This window comes from Dongia sp., assembly GCF_041905885.1.
Taxonomy (GTDB): Bacteria; Pseudomonadota; Alphaproteobacteria; order Dongiales; family Dongiaceae; genus Dongia.
This window is the reverse complement of the sequence record NZ_JAYRKD010000002.1, coordinates 225,098-249,879: the sequence shown is the minus strand read 5'-3', so window position 1 is coordinate 249,879 and position 24,782 is coordinate 225,098. Positions and strand designations below refer to the sequence as shown.

At 66.0% G+C, this 24,782-nt stretch carries 16 protein-coding genes; 12 read left to right on the top strand and 4 right to left on the bottom strand.

From position 1 onward, the window contains the following. Positions 1–6 precede the first annotated feature (6 nt). The 9 genes from ACH2CY_RS02990 to ACH2CY_RS02950 all read left to right on the top strand — a co-directional run bounded on the left by ACH2CY_RS02990 (position 7) and on the right by ACH2CY_RS02950 (position 13,784). A complete protein-coding gene (locus ACH2CY_RS02990) occupies positions 7–1,857 on the top strand; it encodes an ABCB family ABC transporter ATP-binding protein/permease (protein WP_395015776.1) in 1,851 nt (616 codons plus the stop codon). Positions 1,858–1,870: 13 nt separating this feature from the next. After that, positions 1,871–2,866, top strand: coding sequence for a methylmalonyl Co-A mutase-associated GTPase MeaB (gene meaB, locus ACH2CY_RS02985; RefSeq protein ID WP_395015775.1), 996 nt, complete (start codon positions 1,871–1,873; stop codon positions 2,864–2,866). Between the two features lie 133 nt (positions 2,867–2,999). Beyond that, entirely contained in the window at positions 3,000–4,976 is a 1,977-nt protein-coding gene (locus ACH2CY_RS02980) for a methyl-accepting chemotaxis protein (RefSeq protein WP_395015772.1), read from the top strand. A gap of 179 nt (positions 4,977–5,155) precedes the next feature. Continuing rightward, positions 5,156–7,186 (top strand): methyl-accepting chemotaxis protein, encoded by a 2,031-nt coding sequence (locus ACH2CY_RS02975; protein ID WP_395015770.1) that lies wholly within the window; start codon positions 5,156–5,158, stop codon positions 7,184–7,186. A gap of 157 nt (positions 7,187–7,343) precedes the next feature. Next, positions 7,344–7,637: a 50S ribosomal protein L28 gene (gene rpmB / locus ACH2CY_RS02970; RefSeq protein WP_395015767.1), complete on the top strand. Its 294-nt coding sequence runs from the start codon at positions 7,344–7,346 to the stop codon at positions 7,635–7,637. 166 nt (positions 7,638–7,803) lie between these two features. Further along, positions 7,804–8,607, top strand: coding sequence for a gamma-glutamyl-gamma-aminobutyrate hydrolase family protein (locus ACH2CY_RS02965; RefSeq protein WP_395015765.1), 804 nt, complete (start codon positions 7,804–7,806; stop codon positions 8,605–8,607). A 414-nt stretch (positions 8,608–9,021) separates the two neighbouring features. Continuing rightward, on the top strand, positions 9,022–9,807 hold the full coding sequence (xth, locus tag ACH2CY_RS02960) for an exodeoxyribonuclease III (protein ID WP_395015763.1): 786 nt from the start codon (positions 9,022–9,024) through the stop codon (positions 9,805–9,807). A gap of 135 nt (positions 9,808–9,942) precedes the next feature. Continuing rightward, on the top strand, positions 9,943–11,808 hold the full coding sequence (locus ACH2CY_RS02955) for a WD40/YVTN/BNR-like repeat-containing protein (RefSeq protein ID WP_395015762.1): 1,866 nt from the start codon (positions 9,943–9,945) through the stop codon (positions 11,806–11,808). Positions 11,809–11,972: 164 nt separating this feature from the next. Beyond that, positions 11,973–13,784, top strand: a complete 1,812-nt coding sequence (locus tag ACH2CY_RS02950) for an ATP-binding protein (protein WP_395015759.1) — start codon at positions 11,973–11,975, stop codon at positions 13,782–13,784. Between the two features lie 3 nt (positions 13,785–13,787). Here the strand turns inward: ACH2CY_RS02950 and ACH2CY_RS02945 are convergent, their stop codons facing one another. Further along, positions 13,788–14,600 carry a phytanoyl-CoA dioxygenase family protein gene (locus ACH2CY_RS02945; protein WP_395015756.1) on the bottom strand — a complete coding sequence of 271 codons (813 nt, stop codon included), beginning with the start codon at positions 14,598–14,600 and terminating at the stop codon, positions 13,788–13,790. A gap of 115 nt (positions 14,601–14,715) precedes the next feature. Between ACH2CY_RS02945 and ACH2CY_RS02940 the strand changes: the two genes are divergently transcribed. Beyond that, the gene (locus ACH2CY_RS02940) at positions 14,716–16,971 is read left to right on the top strand and encodes a patatin-like phospholipase family protein (protein WP_395015753.1); all 2,256 of its coding nucleotides are present in this window, start codon (positions 14,716–14,718) and stop codon (positions 16,969–16,971) included. 4 nt (positions 16,972–16,975) lie between these two features. On the opposite strand, the gene ACH2CY_RS02935 is transcribed toward ACH2CY_RS02940, so the two are convergent. Together ACH2CY_RS02935 and ACH2CY_RS02930 are read right to left on the bottom strand one after the other, a co-directional pair. Further along, positions 16,976–17,428 carry a cyclic nucleotide-binding domain-containing protein gene (locus ACH2CY_RS02935; RefSeq protein ID WP_395015750.1) on the bottom strand — a complete coding sequence of 151 codons (453 nt, stop codon included), beginning with the start codon at positions 17,426–17,428 and terminating at the stop codon, positions 16,976–16,978. A gap of 67 nt (positions 17,429–17,495) precedes the next feature. Beyond that, positions 17,496–20,303: an ABC transporter transmembrane domain-containing protein gene (locus ACH2CY_RS02930; protein WP_395015747.1), complete on the bottom strand. Its 2,808-nt coding sequence runs from the start codon at positions 20,301–20,303 to the stop codon at positions 17,496–17,498. Between the two features lie 298 nt (positions 20,304–20,601). On the opposite strand from ACH2CY_RS02930, the gene ACH2CY_RS02925 reads away from it, so the two are divergent. Further along, positions 20,602–21,834 (top strand): glycosyltransferase family protein, encoded by a 1,233-nt coding sequence (locus tag ACH2CY_RS02925; RefSeq protein WP_395015746.1) that lies wholly within the window; start codon positions 20,602–20,604, stop codon positions 21,832–21,834. 6 nt (positions 21,835–21,840) lie between these two features. Next, positions 21,841–23,055, top strand: a complete 1,215-nt coding sequence (locus ACH2CY_RS02920; RefSeq protein WP_395015743.1) for a glycosyltransferase — start codon at positions 21,841–21,843, stop codon at positions 23,053–23,055. A 1-nt stretch (position 23,056) separates the two neighbouring features. Here the strand turns inward: ACH2CY_RS02920 and ACH2CY_RS02915 are convergent, their stop codons facing one another. Next, the gene (locus tag ACH2CY_RS02915; RefSeq protein WP_395015741.1) at positions 23,057–24,445 is read right to left on the bottom strand and encodes a PLP-dependent aminotransferase family protein; all 1,389 of its coding nucleotides are present in this window, start codon (positions 24,443–24,445) and stop codon (positions 23,057–23,059) included. Between the last annotated feature and the right edge of the window lie 337 nt (positions 24,446–24,782).

The following is a 24,782-nucleotide window of genomic DNA, read 5'->3' as shown; positions in this document are numbered from 1 at the left end:
CATTCCATGACCCAGGCTTCGTCCCCAGGTACCCGCGGCTCCTTGAAGAGCCTCCTTCCCTATCTCTGGCCCCAGGGCGAAGCCGAGCTGAAGACCCGGGTGGTCCTGGCCTCGGCCTCGCTGGTCGTGGCCAAGATCGCCAATGTCTATGTGCCGATCGTCTTCAAACACATGGTGGACGCGCTGGGCACGCCGGGCGCGCTGGTCGCCCTGCCGCTGGGGCTGCTGGCGGCCTATGGCCTGGCGCGGGTCATGTCCCAGGCCTTCGCCGAGTTGCGCGACGGCATCTTCGCCAAGGTGGCGCAGCGCGCGATCCGCTCGCTGGCCCTGAAGACCTTCCGCCACCTGCATGCGCTCTCCTTGAGCTTCCATCTCGAGCGCCAGACCGGCGGCCTCAACCGAGCGATCGAGCGCGGCGCCAAGGGCATCGAGTTCCTGCTCTCCTTCCTGCTCTTCAACGTGATCCCGACCCTGGTCGAGATCGCCCTGGTCGCGGTCATCCTCTGGACGCTCTACGACTGGCGCTTCGCGGCGATCACCGTGGTCACGATCGGTCTCTACATCGCCTACACGCTCCGGGTGACCGAATGGCGGATCAAGCTGCGCCGGACCATGAACGAGAGCGACCAGTCGGCCAATACCAAGGCGGTCGACAGCCTGCTGAATTTCGAGACCGTCAAATACTTCAACAACGAGGAGCATGAGGCGCGGCGCTATGACGAAGCGCTGAAGACCTATGAGACCGCCGCGGTGCGCTCGCGGGTCTCGCTCGCGGCGCTCAACATCGGCCAGGTGGTGATCATTGCCCTCGGCTCGACCGTGATCATGGGTATGGCGGCCGCCGGGGTGGTCTATGGCGAGAACGGGCGGCACCTCACCGTCGGCGACGTGGTGCTGGTCAATGCCTATCTGCTGCAGCTCTACATGCCCTTGAACTTCCTCGGCACGGTCTATCGCGAGATCCGGCAGTCGCTGATCGACATGGAGGCGATGTTCTCGCTGCTGGCGATCGGCGCCGCGATCAAGGACGCGCCCGATGCGAAGCCGCTCAGCATTCCGGCCGGCGAGGTCAGGTTCGAGGATGTCGCCTTCGGCTACGACGCGCGGCGGCCGATCCTGAAAGGCATCAGCTTCACCGTCGGCGCCGGCCAGACCATGGCGATCGTCGGCCCCTCCGGCGCCGGCAAGTCCACGATCTCGCGCCTGCTGTTCCGCTTCTATGACGTCAATGCCGGACGGATCCTGATCGACGGCCAGGATATCCGCACTGTCACCCAGACCAGCCTGCGCGCCGCCATCGGCATCGTCCCGCAGGACACGGTTCTCTTCAACGACACGGTCGAATACAATGTCGGCTACGGCCGGCCCGGCGCGACCAGGCCGGAGATCGAGAATGCGGCGCATCTGGCGCATATCCATGATTTCGTCGCCGCTTTGCCCGACGGCTACCAGACCAAGGTCGGCGAGCGCGGGCTGAAGCTCTCCGGCGGTGAGAAGCAACGGGTGGCGATCGCCCGCACCATCCTGAAATCGCCGCCGATCCTGCTGTTCGACGAGGCGACCTCGGCGCTGGATTCCCGGACCGAGCGCGAGATCCAGGCCAATCTCATGGAGATCTCGCGGCGGCGCACCACCCTCATCATCGCCCACCGGCTCTCGACCGTGATTCATGCCGACGAGATCATCGTGCTGGAGGAAGGCCGCATCGCCGAACGCGGCCGGCATGAAGAGCTGCTGGAGTTGAACGGCCGCTATGCCGCGATGTGGCGCCGTCAGCAGGAGGCGATCGACCGGCCGGAGAGTGGTCTCGATGTGGACGCCTCGCCGCCGGCGACCGCGCCGGTGCCGGCGAAGTGAGGAATCAGCCCCGATGAGCGGCGCGAAATCCCTCGCCGAGCGCGTCATTTCCGGCGATCGGCGCGCGCTGGCGCAGGCGATCACCCTGGTGGAATCGACGCGCGCCGATCATCGTTCGGAAGCCGAGGCCCTGCTGGACGCCCTGCTGCCGCAGACCGGCAAGGCGTTGCGGATCGGCATCTCCGGCGCGCCGGGCGTCGGCAAGTCCACCTTCATCGAGGCTTTCGGCCTGCACCTGATCAGCCGAGGCAAGCGGCCGGCAGTGCTGGCGGTCGATCCTTCGTCGCGGCTCTCCGGCGGCTCGATCCTCGGCGACAAGACGCGGATGGCCGAGCTCGCCAAGCACAAGGAGGCCTTCATCCGGCCGTCGCCCTCAGGCTTCGGCAGCGATGGCTTGGGCTTCGGCGGGATCGCGCGGCGCAGCCGCGAGGCGCTGCTGGTCTGCGAGGCGGCGGGCTTCGACCCGATCCTGGTCGAGACCGTCGGGGTCGGCCAGTCGGAGACCGCGGTCTCGGAGATGACCGACATGTTCCTGCTGCTGCTGCTGCCCGCGGCCGGCGACGACCTGCAGGGGATCAAGCGCGGGATCATGGAGCTGGCCGACCTGGTCATCGTCAACAAGTCGGACGGCGTGCTCGAGACCGCGGCGATGCGCACGGCGTCGGACTACGCCCATGCGTTGCGGCTGATGCAGCCGCGGCATCGTGGCTGGAGGCCGGAAGTGTTGCGCAGCTCGGCGCTCAACGGCTTCGGCATCGCCGAGATCGCGGCGAAAGCGGAAGAGTTCCGCGCCGCGCTCGACGAGACCGGCGAGCGCACGGCCCGACGCCGCGACCAGGCGGCGCTCTGGTTCAACCGCGAGCTTGGACTCTCGATAATCGAGCGGCTGACCGGGGACCCGGCGCATGCCGAGATGCTGCGCGCGGTCGAGGATAAGGTCGCGCGCGGCGTTCTCGCGCCGGCATCGGCAGCTCGTCATGTCATCACCACGCTGCTGAAAGCGCGCTGATATACCAGAGGTGCTGGCATAACCAGTTATGCGGTGCGAATGCGCTTTTCTCCTACTTTAGTTTAAGTCTTTGACAATATCTGGCTGCGATGTTTCTCCCCGGAGGACCTCGACGAGAGCGAAGGGGGCGGCCATGAGTCGCAAGATCGGAGTAGCCGGGAAGCTGGCGGCGGCAATCGCGTTGTTCGTGCTTCCGGTGGCGGTGCTGTTGTTCCTGCTCTATCGCACGCAGCAGGTGGCAATCGACTTCGCCCAGCAGGAGATCATCGGCAACGACTACATCGCCGCCTTGCGTCCGGTGCACGCAGCCCTGGTCGATCCCGCCAAGCCGGATATCGCTGCGTTGAAATCGGTCATAGCCGCCGCCGAGAACAAGTACGGCGCGGCGCTCGACTCCTCGGCCCAGGCGCAGGCCGCCGAAGCGGCCCTCGATTCCCCGACGCCGCGAGACACGACTGCCTTGCGCGCGCTGATCGCGCGGATCGGCGACAAGTCCAATCTGATCCTCGATCCCGACCTCGACAGCTTCTATGTCATGGACCTCGTGGTGGTGAAGCTGCCCGAGCTGCTGGATGGCATCGCGCAGCCGGCGGTCTTCGCCGAAGCACGGTCCGGCGGTGAGAAGCTCGAACTGAAGGACATGGCGGTGTTCCTGCAAATGACCGCCGGCGCCGCAAAGACCCTGGACGGTGCAAAGGGCTCGCTCGACCAGGCCTATGACGCCAATGCGAGCGGTGGCCGCGGCGCGCGGGACTTGAAATCGCGCGTCGATGCCGAGGCCCAGGCGATGCTGGGCGCGGTCTCCACGCTGTTCGAGGCCTTCGGCCGATCGGCGCTGGCCGGCGGCGAGAAGGCGGTTGAACCCGGCGCTTTCGACGCCGCCACCGCAGCGGCGCGCAACGAGACGCTGAAGCTGGCCGACAAGGCAGGCGCGGCGATGAACGACCTGTTCGAGCGCCGCATCGCCGCGTTTCAGACGGAGCGCGTCACCACCTTCTCGATCGCGCTCGGCCTGTTCATTGCCGTGCTGGCCTTCGTCGTGTTCCTGATCCGGTATAGCGTCGTGAAACCGGTCGGCCGCCTGACCGCGGCCATGGGCCGGCTGGCGGAGGGCGACACCACGGTCGCGATCCCCGGCGCCGAGCGCAGCGACGAGATCGGCCGCATGTCGCATGCGGTCGGCGTCTTCAAGGACAGCATGATCGAATCCGAGCGCCTGCGCGCCGAGCAGGCGCAGCTGAAGGAGGCCGCCGCCGCCGCGCGGAAGGTGGAAATGGCGCGGCTGGCCGACGAGTTCGAGTCCGCCGTCGGCGGCATCGTGAAGAACGTCGCCACCGCCGCGACCGAGCTGCGGACCCAGGCCGAGGCGATGAGCGCCACGGCAGAAGAGACCGGCAGGCAATCGACCGCAGTGGCTTCGGCCTCCAACGAGGCCAGCACCAGCGTCCAGACCGTCGCCGCCGCCGCCGAGGAACTCTCGACTTCGGTCGATGAGATCGCGCGGCAGATCACGCAATCGAACGACGTCGCCGCCAAGGCGGTGCGCGAAGCGGAGGCGACCAACAGCCAGGTCTCCGCCCTCGCCGCCGCGGCGCAGAGAATCGGCGATGTGGTGCGCCTCATCGATGAGATCGCCAGCCAGACCAACCTGCTGGCCTTGAACGCCACGATCGAGGCGGCGCGGGCCGGCGAGGCCGGCAAGGGCTTCGCCGTGGTGGCCTCCGAGGTGAAGACCCTGGCCAGCCAGACCGGCAAGGCGACCGAGGAGATCACCGGCCAGATCGCCGCCGTGCAATCCGCGACCAAGCATTCGGTGACCGCGATCAGCGCGATCGGCGCCACGATCCAGACCATCAGCACGATCTCGGGTTCGATCGCCGCCGCGGTCGAGGAACAGACCGCCGCGACCAGGGAAATCGCCCGCAACGTCGAGCAGGCGGCCCAGGGCACCAGCGAGGTGACCGAGAACATCACCGGGGTGAGCCATGCCGCGCATCAGACCGGGCAGGCCGCCCAGGCGGTGCTGAGCGCCGCCGGCGACCTCAACAGCCAGTCGGACCGGCTGCGGAGCGAACTCGCCCGTTTCGTGGAGGTGGTCCGCGCCGCTTGACAACCTGACCAGCTGATCTCGATGGGAAAGAACCAATTGGTTCTGGGATCATTATCCCAAAAGCATCGATTTTTGCGCGGTATACAGCCGGAATTTTAAGAAGGTCATAACCTTCTTCCGCAATCATCGCCCACTTGTGCACGCAATGTGCATGTGCGGGTCTTTGCGGAGAGGGGACTATGAAGACTGGCTTCGGTGTGGCGGGCAAGCTGGCGCTGGCGATCTCGCTGTTCATTGTTCCCATCGCGGTCCTGCTCTACCTGCTCTACCAATCGCAGCAGGTCGCCATCGCATTTGGAGAAAAGGAAGCCGTCGGCAACGATTACTTGAGCGCGCTCCGCCCGGTTCACGCTGCGATGGTCGATCCCGGCAAGGAAGTCGATCCCGCCGCGCTGAAGGCCGCGATCGCCAAGGCCGAAGCGGATTTCGGCGCCGAGATGATGACCGCGGACCAGGCCAAGGCCGCCATCGACTCGCTCGATGCCGACCCGCGCGACACCACTGCGATGCGGGCGCTGATCAACCAGGTCGGCAATATCTCCAACCTCATTCTCGACCCCGATCTCGACAGCTACTACGTCATGGACCTGGTGCTGCTGAAGCTGCCCGAGCTGCTGGATTCCGTGCATCGGACCGCCGCCTACGCGCAGAGCAAGGCCGGCGCCGAGAAGCTGGAGATGAAGGACATGGCGGGCTTCCTGCAGCTGATCGGCAGCCTGCAGGCGACGCTCGACGGCGCCAAGTTTTCGCTGCAGTCGGTCTATGACGGCAACGAGAAGTTCGGCAATGAGCCCAAGGATTCCAAGACCCGCCTCGACCCGCCGGGCCAGGCGATGTTCGCCGCAATCGGCAAGCTGATCGAGACCTTCAATGCCTCGACCCTGGCGGGCGGCGACACGCCGCTCACTGCCGAGGGCATCACCGCGCTGGAGACCGCCGCGCGCGAGGCCACCGTCGCCTTTGCCGACCAGTCCGCCGGCGTCATGAACGACCAGTTCGATCGCCGCATCGCGATCTTCTATATGCAGCGCTACAAATCATTCGGCATCGCGGTCGGGCTTTCGCTGCTCGCAGCGCTGGTGATCTTTTTTGCGATCCGCTTCACCGTGCTGAAGCCGATCGGCAGCCTGACCGGCACCATGGGCCGCCTGGCCGAGGACGACACCACGGTCGATGTTCCCATGCTGACCCGCAAGGACGAGCTCGGCGCCATGGCGCGCGCGGTCGGCCAGTTCAAGATCGGCATCGAGAAGCGCGTGGCGCTGGAAGCCGAGACCCGCGCCGAGCATGCGCGCCGCGAGGAATCCTTCAACGCCATGCAGTCACTGGCCCGCCGCTTCGACGGCGAGATCAAGCAGGCCTTGGGCGAGATGGTGACCCGCACCAGCACCTTGCGCCAGGCTTCCGGCGTGATGGGCAAGGCCGCGGCGACTTCGGGCGAGCGCTCCAATTCCGTGGTCGAGCTGGCCGGCGTCGCCGCCGGCAACGCGCAGTCGATCTCCGCCGCGGTCGAAGAACTCTCGGCCTCGATCGGCGAGATCGGCCGCCAGGTGCATGGCGCCGCCGAAAGCGCCGAGACCGCCGCCAAGGACGGCGCCGCCGCCGCCGAGATCGTCACCGGCCTGACCCGCACGGCAGACAGCGTCGCCGGCATCCTCAACATCATCCGCGAGATCGCCGACAACACCAACCTGCTGGCCTTGAACGCCACGATCGAGGCGGCGCGCGCCGGCGAAGCCGGCAAGGGTTTCGCCGTGGTCGCCAATGAGGTGAAGGGCCTGGCCAACCGCAGCGCCCGGGCGACCGAGGAGATCCGCGCCCAGATCCAGGCGGTGCAGGAGATTTCCGGCTCGGCCGCTTCCTCGATCTCGCAGATCGTCGGCAAGCTCGACGCGATCCACAGCGCCGCGACCGGCATCGCGGCCTCGGTGACCCAGCAGAATGCCGCCACCCATGAAATCGCCAAGAACGTGACCGAAGCCTCCCGGCGCCAGCAGGAGATGGCCGGCCTGGTCGGCGACGTGAAGAACGCCGCCGAGACCACCGGCAGCGAATCCAGCCAGGTGCTGAAGGTCGCCGGCGAGGTCGCCGAGAGCGTCGATTTCCTGAAAGCCCGGGTCGATGGCTTCCTGAAGGAAATGCTCAGCACCAGCGAAGGCCAGCACGGCGCCGGTTCGACCGGGGCGGCGCGGCAGGGGACGGCGGCCTAGGCTTCAGGGCCCGCCCTGCCGCCCGCCGGCCCGGTTTCGGCCCCTAAACCTTGACGGCAGCGCCGGAACCGCCTAAAAACCCGGCCGACCGCGTGTCGGGCCGTCGTAGAAGCTTCAGACCCTGACCGCAAGATATTGATCCAAAAGGACTAAGATTATGGCTCGTCGCTGTGGCATCACCGGCAAAGGCGTCCAGGTTGGCAACAATGTCAGCCACGCCAACAACAAGACCAAGCGCCGCTTCATGCCGAACCTGCAGGTGACCCGGCTGCTCTCCGACGCGCTGGGCCAGCAGGTGCGCCTGCGCCTGACCGTCAACGCGATCCGCACCATCGAGCATAACGGCGGCCTCGACGCCTACCTGCTCGGCACCTCGGACCTGAAGCTCCCGGCCGACGCCAAGCGCCTGAAGCGCCGGATCGAGAAGGCGGCTGCCGCGAAGGCGGCGTAAGAGGGGGCGGCGAAGGCCGCTTAAGCCTCTATTTTCCAAGAGTTAAATCCCGGCCCGGCCGCCCCGCTTGCGCGGGGCGCAAGCCTGTTGTCATGCCCGTGCGTGTTGTGAGCCCTCGGCCGCGCCGCTAGATTCCAGCGGCAAAGGCAGCGAGTGGATCACCCCCATGGAATTTAAAGCTGGGCAGACCAAGCTACCGGCCGACGCCCCGATCATCGGCGTGCCCATGTGCGTCAAGCACCTGGACAACCACAACTTCCATACCGTCGGCGAAAAATACCTGACGGCCCTGATCGAAGCGGCCGGGGCTTATCCGCTGTCCTTCCCGGCGCTTGGCGAGGCGATCCCGCCCGCGGCACTGCTCAGCCATCTCGACGGGGTGCTGTTCACCGGCAGCCCGTCCAACGTGGCTGTACACCACTATGCCGGCGCGCCGGACCGCGCGGACAGCCCGCAGGATCCCGGCCGCGACGCGATCACCCTGCCGCTGATCCGCGAAGCCCTTGCGCAGAAAGTGCCGGTGCTCTGCATCTGCCGCGGCTTCCAGGAGCTGAACGTGGCGCTCGGCGGGACCTTGCACACGCGCATCCACGAGCAGCCTGGATACAGCGATCACCGCGGCCGGCTCGACCTGCCCTTCGACGAGATGTATGGCCCCGCGCACCCGATCGAGTTCACCGCCGACGGCGTCTTCGCCAAGCTGATCGGCAAGACCACCACCACCGTGAACAGCCTGCACTGGCAGGGCATCGACCGCGTCTCCGATCGCCTCGTGGTCGAGGGCCGCGCGCCGGACGGCGTGGTCGAAGCGGTGCGCGTCAAGGATGCCGGCTTCGCGCTCGGCGCCCAGTGGCATCCGGAATTTCGCGCCACGGAAAATCCCGATTCACTGAAGCTGTTCCAGGCCTTCGGTGCCGCGGCGCGGGAACGCGCGCGGGCCCGGCGTGCGCGACAGCCTGCCGCAGCCTAATCAAATCGGCGCGCGGAAAAACCCGAGTCAAGTTTCTGTGAGCCGCGGAAATGCTGGGGAATCAGGCCCTTGCAGTTATGCGGTTTGACTCCCTCTGACATGCAAACAACTAGGCTGTGGAGGGTTGATATCGGGTGTATCAACCACATCTATCAGAACACTAGCAGTGACCGCCGGCGCAATGCCGACGGTTTACCGGAAGCGGTCTCCCCCACCGCAACCGGACTCCGACAACGGAGTATAGAACGCCCGGTCCTCCCCTGGCCGGGCGTTCGCTTTTGTAGCGAACGACCGACCAATGCTTGAACGAGGCGCGCGAAGCGCGCTGGAATGGCGCGAAGCGCTACCCGGGCGTTCGCTTTTGTGGCAATCGTTTCGCGGCGGAATCACACGAAAACTCGAAACGAATTCTTCATGCGCATCGTCAGTTGGAACATCAATTCGCTCCGCATACGGATGGAGCTGGTGCGGCGCTTGATGCAGCAGGAGCAGCCCGACGTGGTCTGCCTGCAGGAGATCAAGGTCGACGATCCTTTGTTTCCGATGGATGACGTGAAGGGGCTTGGCTTCGACCATGTCCTGCATCACGGCATGAAGGGCTATAACGGCGTCGCGATTCTTTCGAAGCTGCCCATGCAGACGCGGAGCCCTCGGAACTGGTGCCTGAAGAACGATTCGCGCCACGGCGTCGTGCTGCTGCCGGGCGATGTCGAGCTGCACAACTTCTATGTCCCGGCCGGCGGCGACATTCCCGATCCCAAGCTCAACGTGAAGTTCGCCCACAAGCTCCAGTTCCTCGACGAGATGCGCGACTGGTTCAAGACCGAGAAGCGCGCCAAGAACGCGATCATGGTCGGCGATCTCAACATCGCGCCGCTGGAGCATGACGTCTGGTCGCATAAGCAGCTCTTGAAGATCGTCAGCCACACGCCGATCGAGGTCGAGAAGCTGAACGCGGTGCAAGCCGCCGGCGACTGGGTGGATGGCGTTCGCCACTTCACGCCGGAGACCGAGAAGCTTTATTCCTGGTGGAGCTATCGAGCGCCCGACTGGCAGAAAGCCGATAAGGGCCGGAGGCTCGATCATATCTGGGTTTCGCCGGCGATGAAGAAGCGGCTGAAGGCGGCGAAGATCCTGCGCGAGTCCCGCGGCTGGACCCAGCCCAGCGACCATGTCCCGGTGATCGTCGACATCGACTGACTTCGCGTCGCACGGCGCAGTTGAGGGTGCGGATCGATCCGCCACAAATGCGCCATAACCCCGGCCTAGCTTTGCAGCGGGAAGATCCGGGCGCCTTCGCAAGCAAAGTACATGTCCTCTCGCAATCGGCAGTCTGTGGCGATCGGACTGGTCGCTTTATGCGGCCTGATGGTCGCGATGGGCGTTGTCGCCGCCTTCATTCAGCCGCCACGCCCCGATCCGATCGAGCGCGGCCTCTTCGACAGCCTCCTCTGGCCGCGCGAGCGCAACGTCTTCGCCAGGCTGCCGGTGATCGACGTCCATCTGAACGACCTCGCGATGACGCCGGACGCCGCGCGCGCCTGGGCGGTGGGCGAGCACGGAACCATCCTGGTCAGCGACGATCTCGGTCACAGCTGGACGGCACAGGCGAGCGGCACCGATGCCGATCTCTACGGCATCCAGATGCTGCCTGAAGGGAGTTGCGGCTGGATCGTGGGCGATGCCGGAACGATCCTGAAGACGGCGGACGGTGGCCGAACCTGGCAACCGCAAGCGAGCGGCACCCAGCAACGGCTGATCGATGTGACGGTGCTGGGGGATTGTCGCCGCGGCTGGATCCGCGGCCTGCACAACACCTGGCTGATGACCCGCGACGGCGCGCAATGGAATCAAACCGCGGGATATGTGCCGCCCAAGAGCGACACGGTTTCACCGGAAGAGGCGGAATCCATTCGCCGGAAGGTCATGCACGAGGCCGAGGCATCCTGGGCCGCGTCGGCCACCAAGGCCTTGCCGAGAGAGACGTTCAGCGCGCGCATTGCCGTCGCCGAGGATCTGCGGCATGGCATCCTGATCGACCTCTGGGGCCTCATTCGATTCTCCGAGGATGGCGGGGAGCACTGGCAAGCGACGGCTAACCCGCTTGCGGCAAGCCTCGCTGCGGCCGCAATCTCCGCAGATGGGCGATATGCACTGGCGGTCGGCAGCTATGGCGCCGTGATCGCCAGCAGGGATGGTGGCCGCACCTGGTTCCCGCAATCGCGCGGACACGCCGAGATCGCCGACATCGCGCTCGAGCCCGGCACCAAGGCAGGTTGGGCGATTGCCGGCGCCTATCTCCTGAAGACCAGCGATGGCGGCGGGACCTGGCTGATCCAAGCCGCTGGCCGCAGCCCGGCAACGGATTCAGAGCTGAAGACCATCCAGATCGGCGCGGACGGAAAACATCTTTGGATCGCCAGCCGCGACGACGTCTTTCGCTCGGAAGATGGCGGCATGAGCTGGCTGGGATCGGAAAGACCGCCGCCTTTCTGGGTCCACGACCTCGCCATGCTCGCAGATGGGCGCGGCTGGGCGGTCGGCGGCGAAAGCGGCGGCTGGGTGTCCGAGACGCAGGACAGCGGGCGGACCTGGACCGGCCCGGTTCACGAGACAGGGTTTCGCCTGAGGGCCGTCGCCGTGTCGCCGGATGGACGTCGGATCTTCGCGAGCGGGGCCGGTTCGGCGATCGTTTCGTCTGAGGATGGCGGTCAAAGCTGGCGAGAAACCGGCGTTGCCCTCAGCCGACTGACATCGCTTCAAGACGCCGTCTTCGACAGGCAAGGTCGGCGCGCGCTGGCGGTGGGAATGTCGGGCACGCTGCTGATCACCACGGATGGCGGCGCGAGCTCGACTATCACCAATACGCGGCCCGACGCGGCGTTGACGGATATCGCGCTCAGCGCCGACGACAGCGGCTGGATCGGCGGATCGGGCGGAGCCCTGTTCCAAATCGAGGATCTCGGAAATCGCTGGCAACAATTGCCCGCGCCGTTTCAAGCGAACGTCACGGCAGTCGCCGTGACGCCGGGCGGCTTCGGCATCGCCGGTGGTGCGGACCTGACCCTGGCCCATACCGAAGATGGCGGCCGCAGCTGGCAGGCGCCCGAATACCGGCGCGACCCGGCACCCTGGACCTATGCCTGGCTGTTGTTCTGGTCGAGCCTCGGCATCTGGTTCTGGTGGCGCCGCCGCGCCTGATTGACCGGGATCAAGACGAAACCCTTTCACAGCCGCCGGCGGCTTAATTCTCCCCCTTCGCCGCAGGCAGCGCCGTCTCGCCCCGCAAGACCAAGCGGCGGAAACCCCGGGATTTTCGCGGCCCAGGTAAACTTCCGTTAGGAATTTAAGGGCAGTCTTCCAACATGGGAGTCGCTCCAGCTCTGAGGCCATCCACCGAAGCCGATCCAACCGGCCGCGCCAAGGCGCGGGCGGCGCAGCGCATCGCGCAGCATCGCTTCTGGCGGCCGGCGATCATCGTGATCGGCCTGCTGATCTCGCTGGCGGTCGCCGGCGTGGTCCATGACATGCTGGGCGAGGAAGCCTCCGCGCAGCGCGAGATCGCGCGGCAGTCGCTGGCGGCGGGGCTGCAAAGCCATATCGAGCGCGAGCTCGAGTTCGCGCAATACTTCCGCGGCCTCTATGATTCCTCGGATTTCGTCAGCGCCGACGAGTTCCGGCGCTTCGCGACGCTCGACCCCGATATCCGCAAGAAGAGCTGGTGGGTGAAGATCGGCTGGGCGCCGCGCGTGAGCGCGGCCGGTGCCGAGGATCGTTTCCCGCTGACCTATGTCGAGCCGATGCCGGGCGGTGAGACGGTGGGCGCGGATGTCGCCGCCGATGCCGACGACCGTGCCTTGATGACGCGCGCGGCCGCGCTCGGCCAGATGATGGTGGCGCCGCCGCGGCCGATGACCATCGCCGGCCACCGCAGCATGTCGATCCGCGCCTTCGTGCCGGTCTTCAAGGGCCTGCCCTCCCAGAACCAGGCCCCGCTCGACGGCTACCTGGTCGCCACCATCTCGCTCGAAGGCTTCTTCAACCAGTTCCTCAGCGACGCCTTCGTCGATACCTCGCTCTCGGTGCGGATCTATGACGGCAACACCCTGGTCTTCGCCAGCGGCACGGCTTATGAGACGGTCGCGCCCACCAAGCTCAAGGTCGCCGACCGCGAGTGGCTGCTCGAGGTCGACGGCCAGCCGCAGCCGATCCAGTCCGGACTCTGGCTGCCGGCGCTGATCTTCGCGATCGGTCTGGCGCTGACCATCCTGCTCTATCTGCGCCTGCTGCGCGCCGATACCGAATACCAGCGCATCGCCGAGGAAGTGGGCATGGCGACCGCCGAGCTCGCCGATGCCAACCACCGCCTGGCCGAGCGTTCCACCGACCTGCAGCAGGTCGCCGACGATCTCCGGCGCACCTCGCAGGAGGCGCAATTCGCCAACGCGGCGAAGACCGTGTTCCTGGCCAACATGAGCCACGAGCTCAGGACGCCCCTGAACGCGGTGATCGGCTTCTCCGAGATGATCGCCAGCCGCGCGCTCGGCGAGAACTCGCAGCGCTATTTCGAATATGCCACCGATATCCAGTCCAGCGGCCGCTACCTGCTCTCGATCATCGAGGACCTGCTCGACATGTCCCGGATCGAGCTCGGGCAGATGCAGCTGAAGGAGGAACCAACATCGCTCGCCGACGTCGCCGGCGACGTGGTGAAGTTCCTCACCCTGCGCGCCCGGGACAAGCGGATCGAGATCCGCCAGGAAGGCCTCGACCGACTGCCGATGGTGACGGTCGACCCCAAGGCGATGCGGCAGGCGCTGATCAACCTGCTGACCAACGCCGTCAAGTTCTCGCCGCACGGCGCGGAAGTGCTGATCCATGGCGAACTCGAGACGACGGGCGTCGCGCTGTCGGTGATCGACCGCGGGCTCGGCATCAAGGAAGAGGACCTGCCGCGGATCTTCGAGCCGTTCTGGCAGAACGAAGCCTATCGCCGCCAGACCCGGGAGGGAATCGGCCTCGGCCTGGCCATCACCCACCGCCTGGTCCAGGCCCATGACGGCACGATCGAGGTGCTGAGCCGAGAAGGGAACGGCACCACCGTCACCATCCACCTCCCCGCCAGCCGCATCATCCGCAGCGCGCCGAAGCTCTCGGTGGTCGGCGGCGGCGCCTGACGGCTAGGCCCGCCACACCACCGGGAACCAGTCCTCCCTGAGGCGTTCCCCGCTCTTCTGACCGATGCCGGGGAATGGAGGCGAGGTGCGGCCGGGCCGCTCCAGGAAAGTGACGTCGTCGCCGACATAGCGGGCGGAGAAGGCCCGGCGGCGGTTCATGCCGGCGTTGCCCGGCGCTCCGTGCACGCAGTGGAAATCGAAGACGATCGCGTCGCCCGGCTCCAGCGCCGAGAACAGGATGCGCGGGTCGTCGTCGCCGATCGCCGGCATGTCCATGAAGTCTTCGTCGGAAGCATAGAAGTCCTCGTTCGAGGCCCAGCGCTTCGGGCGCACCAGCTTCGGCCAGAGATGCGAGGTCTTGACCGCGCGCAAGGTGTTGGCTTCGGTGACGGGATCCAAGGGGATCCAGTAGCTCGCGGTCTGGCGGCCGGTGACGCAGTAGTAGGGCATGTCCTGGTGCCAGGGTGTCGGCTTGGCGGTGCCCGGCTCCTTCACCAGGATATGCTCATGGAAGATCTGCACCGAACCCGCGCCCATGATGCGCCCGGCGATTTCCGCGGCCGGTGAGTTCAGGATGAAATCCTTGAACTCGGGGATCCGCTGCCAGTTGCAGTAATCCTCGAAGAAGCGGCCGCGCTCGCCGCCGCCGACATTCTCGATCGCGAAGGGGCCGGGTGCCGCGAGGTTGCGCTCGAAGCCGGCGCGCAGGGTCTCCACCCAATCCGTGAAGGCGCCGCGCACGACCACGACGCCGTCCCGGGCATAGGCCGCCTTGAGGTCGGCAAGTGTGGGCGCGGAGAGCGGGGCTGGCGGCATCAGAGTCCTCGGTAATCAATCGGCGCCAACCTAGGCGGGCCGAGCCGGCCATGGCAAGGCCGGCATGACCGGCCTATGATACCGCCACTGCCGGTTGTCTCGGGGAGAGCAGGCCATGGCGACAGAAGAAGCCATCGACACGGCGGAGATGCTGGAGAAGGAGCGGCGGGCGGTCGAAGCCCTGCGCGAGAAGGAGACCGACGGGCCCTGGCTCGGCCTGGCGCTGTCCGGCGGCGGAATCCGGTCCGCCTCCTTCGCCATGGGGGTGATGCAGGGGCTGCATGCCCGCGGCGTCATGAAGAATTTCGACTATCTCTCGACCGTATCGGGCGGCGGCTATATCGGCTCTTCGCTCAGCTATTTCCTGGTCGAGCACGGGCGGCGCAACCCGAAGAACCAGGATTTCTGGTTTCCGTTCGGCGCGCGGGGCCAGAGCGGCGCCCGCGGCGACCGCACCCTGACGCCGCTCTGGAACGTCCGGCATCCGGACGTCGCCAGCAATCTCGCGGTGCAGATCGTCAGCTTCATCCGGCAGCATGCGCATTACCTGACGCCGACGCCCAGGCTCGGCATCTTCGCGCTGGTCGCCAACGCGCTGCGCGCGGTGCTGTTCTCGCTCGGTATCTATTTCGCGCTCATGGTCATCGTCATGGCCCTGGCCTTCGGCACCGGCCTCGTCATCCGGCTGCCCGCGCTTGGCCGGGTCAACCTGTTCGTGGTGCTGGGGCTGCTCGCCTTCATCGCCTCGGCGTTCGCCACCGTCGCCTATTCGGTGTTCAGCTTCCTAGACAGATATATCAATGGCCATGACAGCGAGACCGGCGAGCCGATCCGGCGCTTCTACCGCCGTGTCTCCATTCCGCTCACGGTGGCGCTCGGCTGGCTGCTGCAGGTGCAGATCGCCTGCGTCGCGCTGGGCTCGCTGCCCTTCACCTATGGCTGGGCTGAGCGGCATGGCGGCGGCGACCTCTACGGCGCGATCTCGGTCGCCATCGCCTATCTCGGCACCTGGCGGGAGAAACACGCGACGATCATCGGCAAGCTGAAGGAATCGCCGGTCTGGAAGAGTGTGTGGCCCTATCTCTACGCCGTGCTCGCGGTCTACGGCATCCTGTTCCTGGCCTATGGGACGGCGCAGTATCTGGGCGACCCCTTCGGCGCGAACTGGATCTGGTTTGCGGTGCTGGTGATCCTGACGCTGCTGTTCGCGCTGCTGACCAACCTCAACCTGGTCTCGCAGCACCGGATGTACCGGGACCGGCTGATGGAAGCCCTCTGCCCGGATCCCAAGAGCGTCGAGAAGGGAATCTGGCATCCGGCGAAGATCGCCGACGCGCTGCAGCTCAGCGTGCTCGCCGGCGGCGTCAACAGCGGCAAGAAGAAAAAAGAAGATCCGGCGATCCGCATCGTCGGGCCCTATCACCTGATCAACACCGCGCTGATCATTCCGGATTCCGAGAAGCCGAAATACAGCGGCCGCGGCGCCGACAGCTTCGTGCTGTCACCGCGCTTCTGCGGCAGCGACGCCACGCATTGGCTGAAGACCGAGCAGTATATGGACGACCAGATGGTGCTGCCGACCGCGATGGCGATCTCCGGCGCCGCGCTCAACGCCCATTCCGGGCCGGACGGCAAGGGCATGCTTAGGACGCCGCTGATCTCCTTCCTGGTGACCCTGTTCGGGGCCCAGCTCGGCTACTGGGCACCCAATCCCGGCAAGCCCCAACAGCTGCAGCAGACCGCGAACTACCTCAGGCCGGGGCTCTCGGGGCTGCTCGGCTACCGCATGGACGAGCATGGCGGATTCCTGCAGCTCTCCGACGGCGGGCATTTCGAAAATCTCGGACTCTATGAGCTCGTCCGGCGGAAGATGGACCTGATCCTGGTCAGCGACGGCGGCCAGGACGGCGACTTCACCTTCGCCGATCTCGGCAACGCGATCGAGCGGGTGCGGGTCGATTTCGGCGTCAACATCCGCTTCGACGACGAGTGCTACACGCTGGAGGGCGTGCTGCCCAAGCCGCGCGAGGCGAAGAGCGAAACCTGGCGCATCAAGTTCGGGCTGGCCAAGCGCGGCTTCGCCTTGGCCTCGATCTGGTATCCGGACCGGCAGAGCTGCGGCGTGCTCATCTATGTGAAGGCGACGATGGTCGATGGGCTGCCGAGCGACCTCTATGCCTACAAGGCGCAGAACCCGGAATATCCCGACCAGACCACGCTCGACCAGTTCTTCGACGAAGACCAGTTCGAGGCCTATCGCGAGCTCGGCTACAACCTGGTGAAGCAGATGTTCGCGGAATTCGCCGAGGAGGCGACCGCGGCGCCCGAGAGCCTGCTCGCCACCGCCGTCACCTTCCTGGCGCCGGACTGAGCCGTCAGGTCTTCGCCGCCACCGCGTCGCGGAGCTGCTCGTTCATATGCTCCAGGCGCTGCGCCAGCACGCGCATCACCTCGAGCGAGATCGAGGGGAAGTCGGCGACCATGCGGTAGAAGAGATCCTTGGTGATCTTCAGGGTGGTCAAGGATTCGGTCGCCTGGATCGTCGCGGTGCGCGGCACATCGCAGAGAATGCCGATCTCGCCGACGAAGGCGTCCTTGCCGACCTCGGCCACCTTCAACGGACCGTTCGGCGTCTCCACCAGCACATCGGCCTTGCCGCCCAAGACGATATAGGCGGCGTCGGCCTGGTCGCCCTGGTGGAACAGCGCCTCCCCCGGCATGTATTGCGCACGCTCGGCTGCAAACGCCAAGAGTTTCAGCTTCGCGGGTTCGACCTTGGCGAACAGCGGGATCCGCTTTAAGGCCTCGACATCGTCCTGAATACCCATCCGTCCCTCACTCGCTCAGACTTGAACCAGCTTGGCGCAAGCCAACCTGGCGTAAAACCTACCCTTGTTATTCCGCCGCAGCGGCGACCGTGCCGACCAGCTCGCGGAAGCGGCTGCCGTCGCGATCGAGCTCGCGGACTTCGCCCTGCTCTATGACCCGGCCTTCTTTCATGATGATGACACGGTCGAACAATCTGGCCAGCGCGACATTGTCGGTGATCAACACCATCGCGCCGCCTTCCATGATCTTGTTCACGCGCTCGGCGAGACGACGCTGCGTGGAATCGTCGAACACCGCCAGGCTGTTGTTCAGGATCAGGAGCCGCGGCCGCTTCACCAGCGCTCTAACGAGCGAGGCGCGCTGGCGTTGCGCGGTCGAGAGCCGTTTCCCGCCTGGCCCGACATTGTAGTCCAGGCCGACCTCGATCACCCGCGGCCGGAGCTTCATGCCGTCCAGCACCTCGGCGATGACCCGGCCGATCTTCTGCGCGGCCTGCGCCTGGCCATAGACCAGGCGGCCGAACAGGATGTTGTCCTGCACCGAGGCCTGGCTGTTGTAGGCCTCCGGATCGTAGAACTCGATCGACTTCTTGAGATTCTCCGGCAGGTTCTGGGCCAGCGCGTGGCGCCCCTGCAGCAGCTTCTCTTCCATCTCGGTGTCGATCAGGTCGAGGCGATGGCGCGCCTCGATATAGGGGAAGGTCAGGCGCACGAAGCGGAAGCGGTCTTCGCGCTGGATCTGCTCGGTCGAGAGCCGCCCGGTCCGCTGGATCAGCTCGCGGTACATCGGCAGATCGTCGAAGGAGATGAAGGCGTATTGCTCGAAGAACGGATGGCCGGGCGGCAGGTCGGCGAAGATTTCGACCATGGTCTCGGCGATCTTGCGGCCCATGCCGACCAGGTCGTTGCCGAGGCCCAGGTCCCGCAAGGTGGTGCGCAGGTATTCGTTGTTGGCGAGGTTCTCGGGTGCGAAGTCCGGGCCGACCGCGGTGCCGAACAGCAGGTTCTCGGCCACCGTCATATTCTTGTTGTAACGCGCGGGATCGAAGGGATCGACCAGCGCCGCCACGTCGGGGCGCTGCAGCCGTTCGCGGAGACTCCGCCGCGCTTCCAGGAACTCGGCGGCGATGTCCGCGTCGCGCACCGGGTCGAGCCGCCCGCGCAGGCCGAACTGATAGACGTCCTCGTCGAACTCCACCGCCTTCAGCAGGGTCACGACCCGGCTGTAGAGCTCGGGGACGTCGGCGACGCCGGCGCCCGCCAGATCGAGCCAGTTGTCGCCGGGATCGAGCCAGGGATTGCCGGCGCGCTTGGCCTCGCGCATGCGGCGCTCGAAATGCCGCAGGCTCTCGCCCTCGTAGCGCGCCGGCTCGACCGGTCGATGCTTCAGGCCGTAACTCAGGTTCTCGCGCAACGAGAGCGGGAAGAAGTAGCTCTCCTCGCCGACATAGGCGAAGCGCCGGCCGGTCACCGATTCCGGGAGCTGCGTCAGGTCGTGCTCGCCGTATTTCAGCTGGCCGGCGACCGGCAGCGCCAGGCGTCCCAGCAGCAGGCCGAGCTGCTCCTTGCCGCTGGCGCCGGTGCCGATTACCGCGACATGGGCATCGGGCCCGATCTCGAGGCTCACATCCTCGACCAGGCGGGCGCCGGATTCGTCGGTGAAGGCGAGGTTGCTGGCGGCGAGGGTCCCGGCATCCACATCCTGCATCGCGTCGATCGCCTGCAGCTCCGGCGGCAGCATGCCGTCGGGATTGAACTGCTCCATCACCTGGTCGTACTTGATCTGCACGTCCTGGCGCTGCTGGTCCCAGTCGATCAGCTGCTTGATCGGGTCGGGCAGGTCCTTGTAGGCGTTGATCGCGGCCAGCAGCGAACCGGTGTCGAATTTGCCGTTCAGGGCGAGATAGCCGCCGATCAGATAGAACAGGAACGGCGTGGTCGCGGCCAGCATGTTGTTCAGGTACTTGACGAAGAACTTGCGCTTGTAGAGCTCGAAGCGGATCAGGAAGATCGTGCCGAGGCGGTCGATGATATCGGCGCGCTCGTAGTTCGATGTGTCATTGGTGTGAATTTCAATGGCCCCGTCCACGCTCTCGGCGATGCGGCCGGCCAGCGCCCGCGCGGTGATCTGCCTCTGCCGGGCCAGCAGCCGCACCTTGACCCGGAGCTTCGGGATCACCGCCATCTGCACCGCGAGGATCGCGAAGGTGAGCGCGCCCAGATAGAAGTTCTGCAGGAAGATGAAGTAGAGCGCGGTCAGCGCCTGGCCGGCCAGCATCGCCGGCTGAATGAAGGCATCGCCGATGAAGCCGCCCAAAGGCTCCACCTCGTCCTTGATCATGGTGGCGATCTCGGCCTGCTTCACCTTGCGGAAATGGCCGAGCGGAAACTTGAGGATCCGGTCATAGAGCTCGAATCGAAGCCGGCGCAGCATGCGCTCGCCCAGGCGCCCCTTCTCGGTGTTGACCCACTGCTTCATCCAGCCGTTGAGGACGACGAAGAACAGATAGGCAAAGCAGAGCGCGAACAGATACTGCATCTGGTCGAGCATCAAGCCGCTGAACAGCGTGAGCTTCGGGACGCCGATCGACTCGTAAGGCCCGAAGCTGATCTCCATGAAGGGAATGGTGTTCACCTTCCCCTCCGGCTTCATCATCTCCGGATGGATCGCCGGGCCGTAGGAATAGTTGAGATGGGTCGGGATCTCGACGCTGGTTTCCTTGAAGGCTTCGCCGCGGATGCCGTCGTTGACGATGCGCTTCGGAAGATCGAGCGAGACGAAGTAGAACACCTGCAGGAGCAGGACGATCGCAAGGATGTAGACCTGGTCGCGCCAGGAATGGCGCCAGATGTATTTGAAGAGATTGCGTTCCATCGCCCGATCCAAGATCGCGGATACGGCCGTCCCCCCGGCTGGGCCGCGACCCTCAGGACAATAGGGCGGGCGGCGTCCAGCCGCAAGCGATAGGACCCCGTTCGGGGCGATTTTACCCGGTCATTCCCTAAGGCGATCAAGGATTTATGCCGCGGGCCTTGCCTCGAAACTTTGGCTTTCGCCGCGGAAACCCGCTGTGCAATACTCCGCCGCGCGCTAATCGCAGACTTGGTTATCCGGGACGCGGCAGTCGGGGGATGGACGCGTGACAGGAACAAGCCCAGTGGGAACGAGCCCAATGGAAAAGCGGGACGCCCGCGTTCTCATCTACAGCCACGACACCTTCGGCCTCGGCCATTTGCGCCGTTGCCGCACCATCGCGCATTCGCTGGTCGATCTGGAGAAGGACCTCTCGGTCATCATTCTCACCGGGTCGCCGATCATTGGCAGCTTCAACTTCCGGGCCCGCGTGGACTTCATCCGGATCCCCGGGGTGATCAAGCTGCGCTCCGGCGACTATACCCCGCTCTCGCTGCTGATCGATATCGAGGAGACGCTGGAGCTGCGCGCCTCGATCATCCGCCACACCGCCGAGATCTTCGATCCCGACATCTTCATCGTGGACAAGGAGCCGCTGGGGCTGCGCGGTGAGGTGCATGACACCCTGGTCATGCTGAAGGAGCGCGGCACGCGCCTGGTCCTGGGGCTGCGCGACATCATGGACGAGCCCGCCGCCCTGGTCCCCGAATGGGAACGCAAGAAGGTGGTCCCGGCGCTGCGCGATCTCTACGACCAGATCTGGGTCTATGGCCTGCCGCAGATCTGCGATCCGCTGGAAGGTATCGAGCTGCCGAAGTCGGTGCGGCGCAAGATGATCTACACCGGCTATCTGCACCGCACCCTACCGCAAGGTCCGGCGACCAGCGCGCCGCTCACCAAGATCGAGGCGCCCTATCTGCTGGTCACCACCGGTGGCGGCGGTGACGGCGAAGACGTGGTCGACTGGGTGCTGCGCGCCTATGAGAACGACCTCAACCAGCCGCATCCGGCGCTGCTCGTGCTCGGGCCGTTCATGCATTCCGACCGGCAAGCCGAGTTCCTGCAGCGGGCGGCCAAGCTCGACAATGTCGAGGCGATCACCTTCGACGCGCAGATGGAGCATCTGATGGCGCGGGCGATCGGCGTGGTCGCCATGGGCGGCTACAACACCTTCTGCGAGATCCTCTCCTTCGACAAGCGCGCGCTGATCATCCCGCGCACGAGGCCGCGCATGGAGCAGTATCTGCGCGCGACGAGGGCCAAGGAATACGGCCTCGTCTCCATGCTCGAGGACGACGGCACCCGCGACTGGAAGTCGATGGCGACCGCCTTGCGCCAACTGCCGCAACAGGCGCTGCCGAGCCAGGTGGTGGTGCCGGGGTTGATGGACGGGCTCGCCAACATCAACCGGCTGGTCGACCAGACCATCGACGCGGCGCCGGTCCGTACCCCCCGTCCGCGCCTCAGGCTCGCCAGCCGCCGCGCGCGCTGAGCTAAATTGACCGACGAGATCGTCTTCGTCCTGAAGGGCTATCCGCGCCTTTCCGAGACCTTCATCGCCCAGGAGATCCGGGCGCTGGAGCAGCGCGGGATCAAGATCAAGATCGTCTCGCTGCGCTTTCCGACCGACCAGCATGTCCATCCGGTGCACCGCGAGATCCAGGCGCCGGTCGCCTATCTGCCGGAATATCTCTACCAGGAGCCGCTCAGAGTGTTGCGCGGCTGGTGGCGGGCGCGGCGGTTGCCGGGATATGCAGCAGCGTTCCGGCAATGGATCGCGGACCTGAAGCGCGACTTCACCACCAACCGCGCCCGACGCTTCGGCCAGGCCTGTGTGCTGGCGGCGGAGCTCGGCGATCCATCAGGCTGGCCGAAGCGGCTGCACGCGCATTTCATCCACACCCCGGCCTCGGTCGCCTATTACACGCATCGGATGACCGGAATCCCGTGGAGCACCTCGGCGCATGCGAAGGACATCTGGATCACGCCGGACTGGGAGAAGCGCGAGAAGCTGGCCTCGATGGACTGGCTGGTGACCTGCACCGAGACCGGGCACCGCGCGCTCGCCGCCTTGGCGCCTAGGCCGGAGACGACGGCGCTGGTCTATCACGGCCTGGATTTCACGCGTTTCCCGGAGCCGCCGGCGCGCGCGGCAAAGGTGCAAGCTCCGTTCACCCTGCTTTCGGTCGGTCGGCTGGTGCCGAAGAAGGGCTATGCCGGGCTGATCGAAGCATTGGGCCAGCTGCCGAAGGATCTCGACTGGCACTTCCGTCATATCGGCGGCGGGCCGCTCAAGGATGAACTGCAGGCCCAAGCGCAACGGCTCGGCATCGCGGAACGCGTGACCTGGCTCGGCGCCAAGCCGCAGGAGACGGTGCTGGAGGAATATCGCGGCGCCGATCTCTTCGTCCTGAACAGCCGGATTGCCGAGGACGGCGACCGCGACGGCCTGCCCAACGTGCTGATGGAGGCGCAGAGCCAGCGCCTGGCGGTCATCGCCACCAACCTCGCCGGCATCCCGGAGCTGGTGATCGACGGCGAGACCGGCGTGCTGGTGCCTGCGGATGATTCGGCGGCGCTCGCGCTGGCGATGGCGCGATTGCTGCAGGACGCGCGCTTGCGGGAGCGGCTGGCAGCAGCCGGGTATCAGCGGGTGCGCACGACCTTCGCGATGGATCGCGGCATCGCCGATCTCGAGCGGCGCTTCAAATAGCTTACTGCGGCGGCGCGCCCAGCAGTTCCAGCACGGTGCCCAAGGCGGCGCGGAGATCGTCGCGGGTGCGGGCGGCGGCGATGTTGATCCGGACCGCGTTGGGTGGCTCGTCGCGGCCGATCGAGAAGGGGTCGGCGCGCATCACCATGACGCCGCGCTCGGCGCAGGCCTGAGCGAAGTCGCGGTCGCGCCAGGATTCCGGCAGGGTCAGCCAGGCATGCGGCGAGGCCGGGTGGTTGCGCAAGGCGTAGCCCGCCAGCATCGCCGAGGTGAGCGCCTGGCGCTCGAACAGTTCCTGCTTCTGCGATTCGATAATGGTCTCGACCGCGCCGGCTTCGAGCAGCATGGTCGCGGTCAGCGCCGACAGCGGACAGATGTTCCAGCAATCGACCCGGAAGGCGGCGACCACGTCGGCGGCGAGGGCCCGCGGGGTGAGCGCGAAGCCGATCCGCAGGCCCGGCGCCACGCATTTCGAGAGGCCGGCGATATGCACGGTGAGCTCCGGCTCCAGGACGGCGAAGGCCGGCGCCCGTTCCTCGACCAGCGGCGCATAGACGTCGTCCTCAAGAATGAGGACGTTGTGCCGCCGCGCGATGGTGGCGAGCGCGCGCCGACGCGCTTCCGGCATGCTGATGGCGGCCGGGTTGTGCAGGCTCGGCATCACGAAGACCAGGCGCGGCTGCCAGCGGAGGCAGGCTTCGTCGAAAGCATCGGGCCGCATGCCGTGCTCGTCCATCGGCAGGCCGCGCAGGATCAAGCCGCGCGCGCGGCAGATGGCGACCAGGCCCATATAGGTGACCTCGTCGGCGATCACCACGTCGCCCGGCCGCGAGACGCTGGCGAGCACGCAGGCGAGCGCATGCTGCGCGCCCATGCCGACGAAGAGCGACGAGGCATCGGCGCCCGGCACGGTGCTCTTCATCCAGAGCGCCGCCGCCTCGCGCAACCAGATCGGTCCTTCGGCCGGCTGGTAGTCCTTCAGGCTGGCGTAGCGCCGGTCGCGGGCGAGGCGCGGCATCACATCGGCCAGCGCGTCGAGATAACCCGCGGTCGCCGGGCGGTTGACCGAGAGATCGGTCACGCCGCGCTCGTCGGAGGGATTGGATTGGAAGCGGCCCGCGCCGTTGCGGAAGTCGAGGATCACCGTGCCGCGCCCCGGCCGCGTCTCGACCAGGCCGCGCCGCTTCAGCGTGTGGAAGGCACGGGTGATGGTGGTGACGTTGACCTTGAACTCGGTGGCGAGGTCGCGGTGATTCGGCAGCCGGTCGCCGGGCTCGAGCTCGCCGCGCGCAATGCGCGCCGCGATCGAATCCGCGATGCGCCGATAGATCGGCGGCTCCGCTATCGGCTCGCCGAGCCCGGACCGAAATGAAATTCCCAGTTCTTCCATTCAACCTCGCCCCTGAATTCGCAAGTTGTATGGCCGGATATTTGGACGGTGCGCCGAATCGGGTCTCTGTGATTTGCGGCGACGCACTGTCCGCCTGTCTCGACAAATCGCACCATTTCTTCGATTGGTTCGCGTTTGCGAGACAGGAGTTTCATTAAGCGTTGACTCCATTGAAACTGTAACATAGCGTTGAGTCAATTGTGTGGTCAGACAATGTCGAAAGACAATGATCATGCCGACCGACCGGCTGAATTAAATCGCCGCGGTTGCCTATAAAGTTTTGACAGGTTGAGGCCCGGGCTTCCGGGGAGTGACATTGCAGCAGATCGCCCGCCTT

Excerpts from the sequence above, each read along its gene's own strand:
- ACH2CY_RS02990 (WP_395015776.1), top strand. The coding sequence starts at position 7 with ATGACCCAGGCTTCGTCCCCAGGTACCCGCGGCTCCTTGAAGAGCCTC.
- meaB (WP_395015775.1), top strand. The coding sequence starts at position 1,871 with ATGAGCGGCGCGAAATCCCTCGCCGAGCGCGTCATTTCCGGCGATCGG.
- ACH2CY_RS02980 (WP_395015772.1), top strand. The coding sequence starts at position 3,000 with ATGAGTCGCAAGATCGGAGTAGCCGGGAAGCTGGCGGCGGCAATCGCG.
- ACH2CY_RS02975 (WP_395015770.1), top strand. The coding sequence starts at position 5,156 with ATGAAGACTGGCTTCGGTGTGGCGGGCAAGCTGGCGCTGGCGATCTCG.
- rpmB (WP_395015767.1), top strand. The coding sequence starts at position 7,344 with ATGGCTCGTCGCTGTGGCATCACCGGCAAAGGCGTCCAGGTTGGCAAC.
- ACH2CY_RS02965 (WP_395015765.1), top strand. The coding sequence starts at position 7,804 with ATGGAATTTAAAGCTGGGCAGACCAAGCTACCGGCCGACGCCCCGATC.
- xth (WP_395015763.1), top strand. The coding sequence starts at position 9,022 with ATGCGCATCGTCAGTTGGAACATCAATTCGCTCCGCATACGGATGGAG.
- ACH2CY_RS02950 (WP_395015759.1), top strand. The coding sequence starts at position 11,973 with ATGGGAGTCGCTCCAGCTCTGAGGCCATCCACCGAAGCCGATCCAACC.
- ACH2CY_RS02945 (WP_395015756.1), bottom strand. The coding sequence starts at position 14,600 with ATGCCGCCAGCCCCGCTCTCCGCGCCCACACTTGCCGACCTCAAGGCG.
- ACH2CY_RS02940 (WP_395015753.1), top strand. The coding sequence starts at position 14,716 with ATGGCGACAGAAGAAGCCATCGACACGGCGGAGATGCTGGAGAAGGAG.
- ACH2CY_RS02935 (WP_395015750.1), bottom strand. The coding sequence starts at position 17,428 with ATGGGTATTCAGGACGATGTCGAGGCCTTAAAGCGGATCCCGCTGTTC.
- ACH2CY_RS02930 (WP_395015747.1), bottom strand. The coding sequence starts at position 20,303 with ATGGAACGCAATCTCTTCAAATACATCTGGCGCCATTCCTGGCGCGAC.
- ACH2CY_RS02925 (WP_395015746.1), top strand. The coding sequence starts at position 20,602 with ATGGAAAAGCGGGACGCCCGCGTTCTCATCTACAGCCACGACACCTTC.
- ACH2CY_RS02915 (WP_395015741.1), bottom strand. The coding sequence starts at position 24,445 with ATGGAAGAACTGGGAATTTCATTTCGGTCCGGGCTCGGCGAGCCGATA.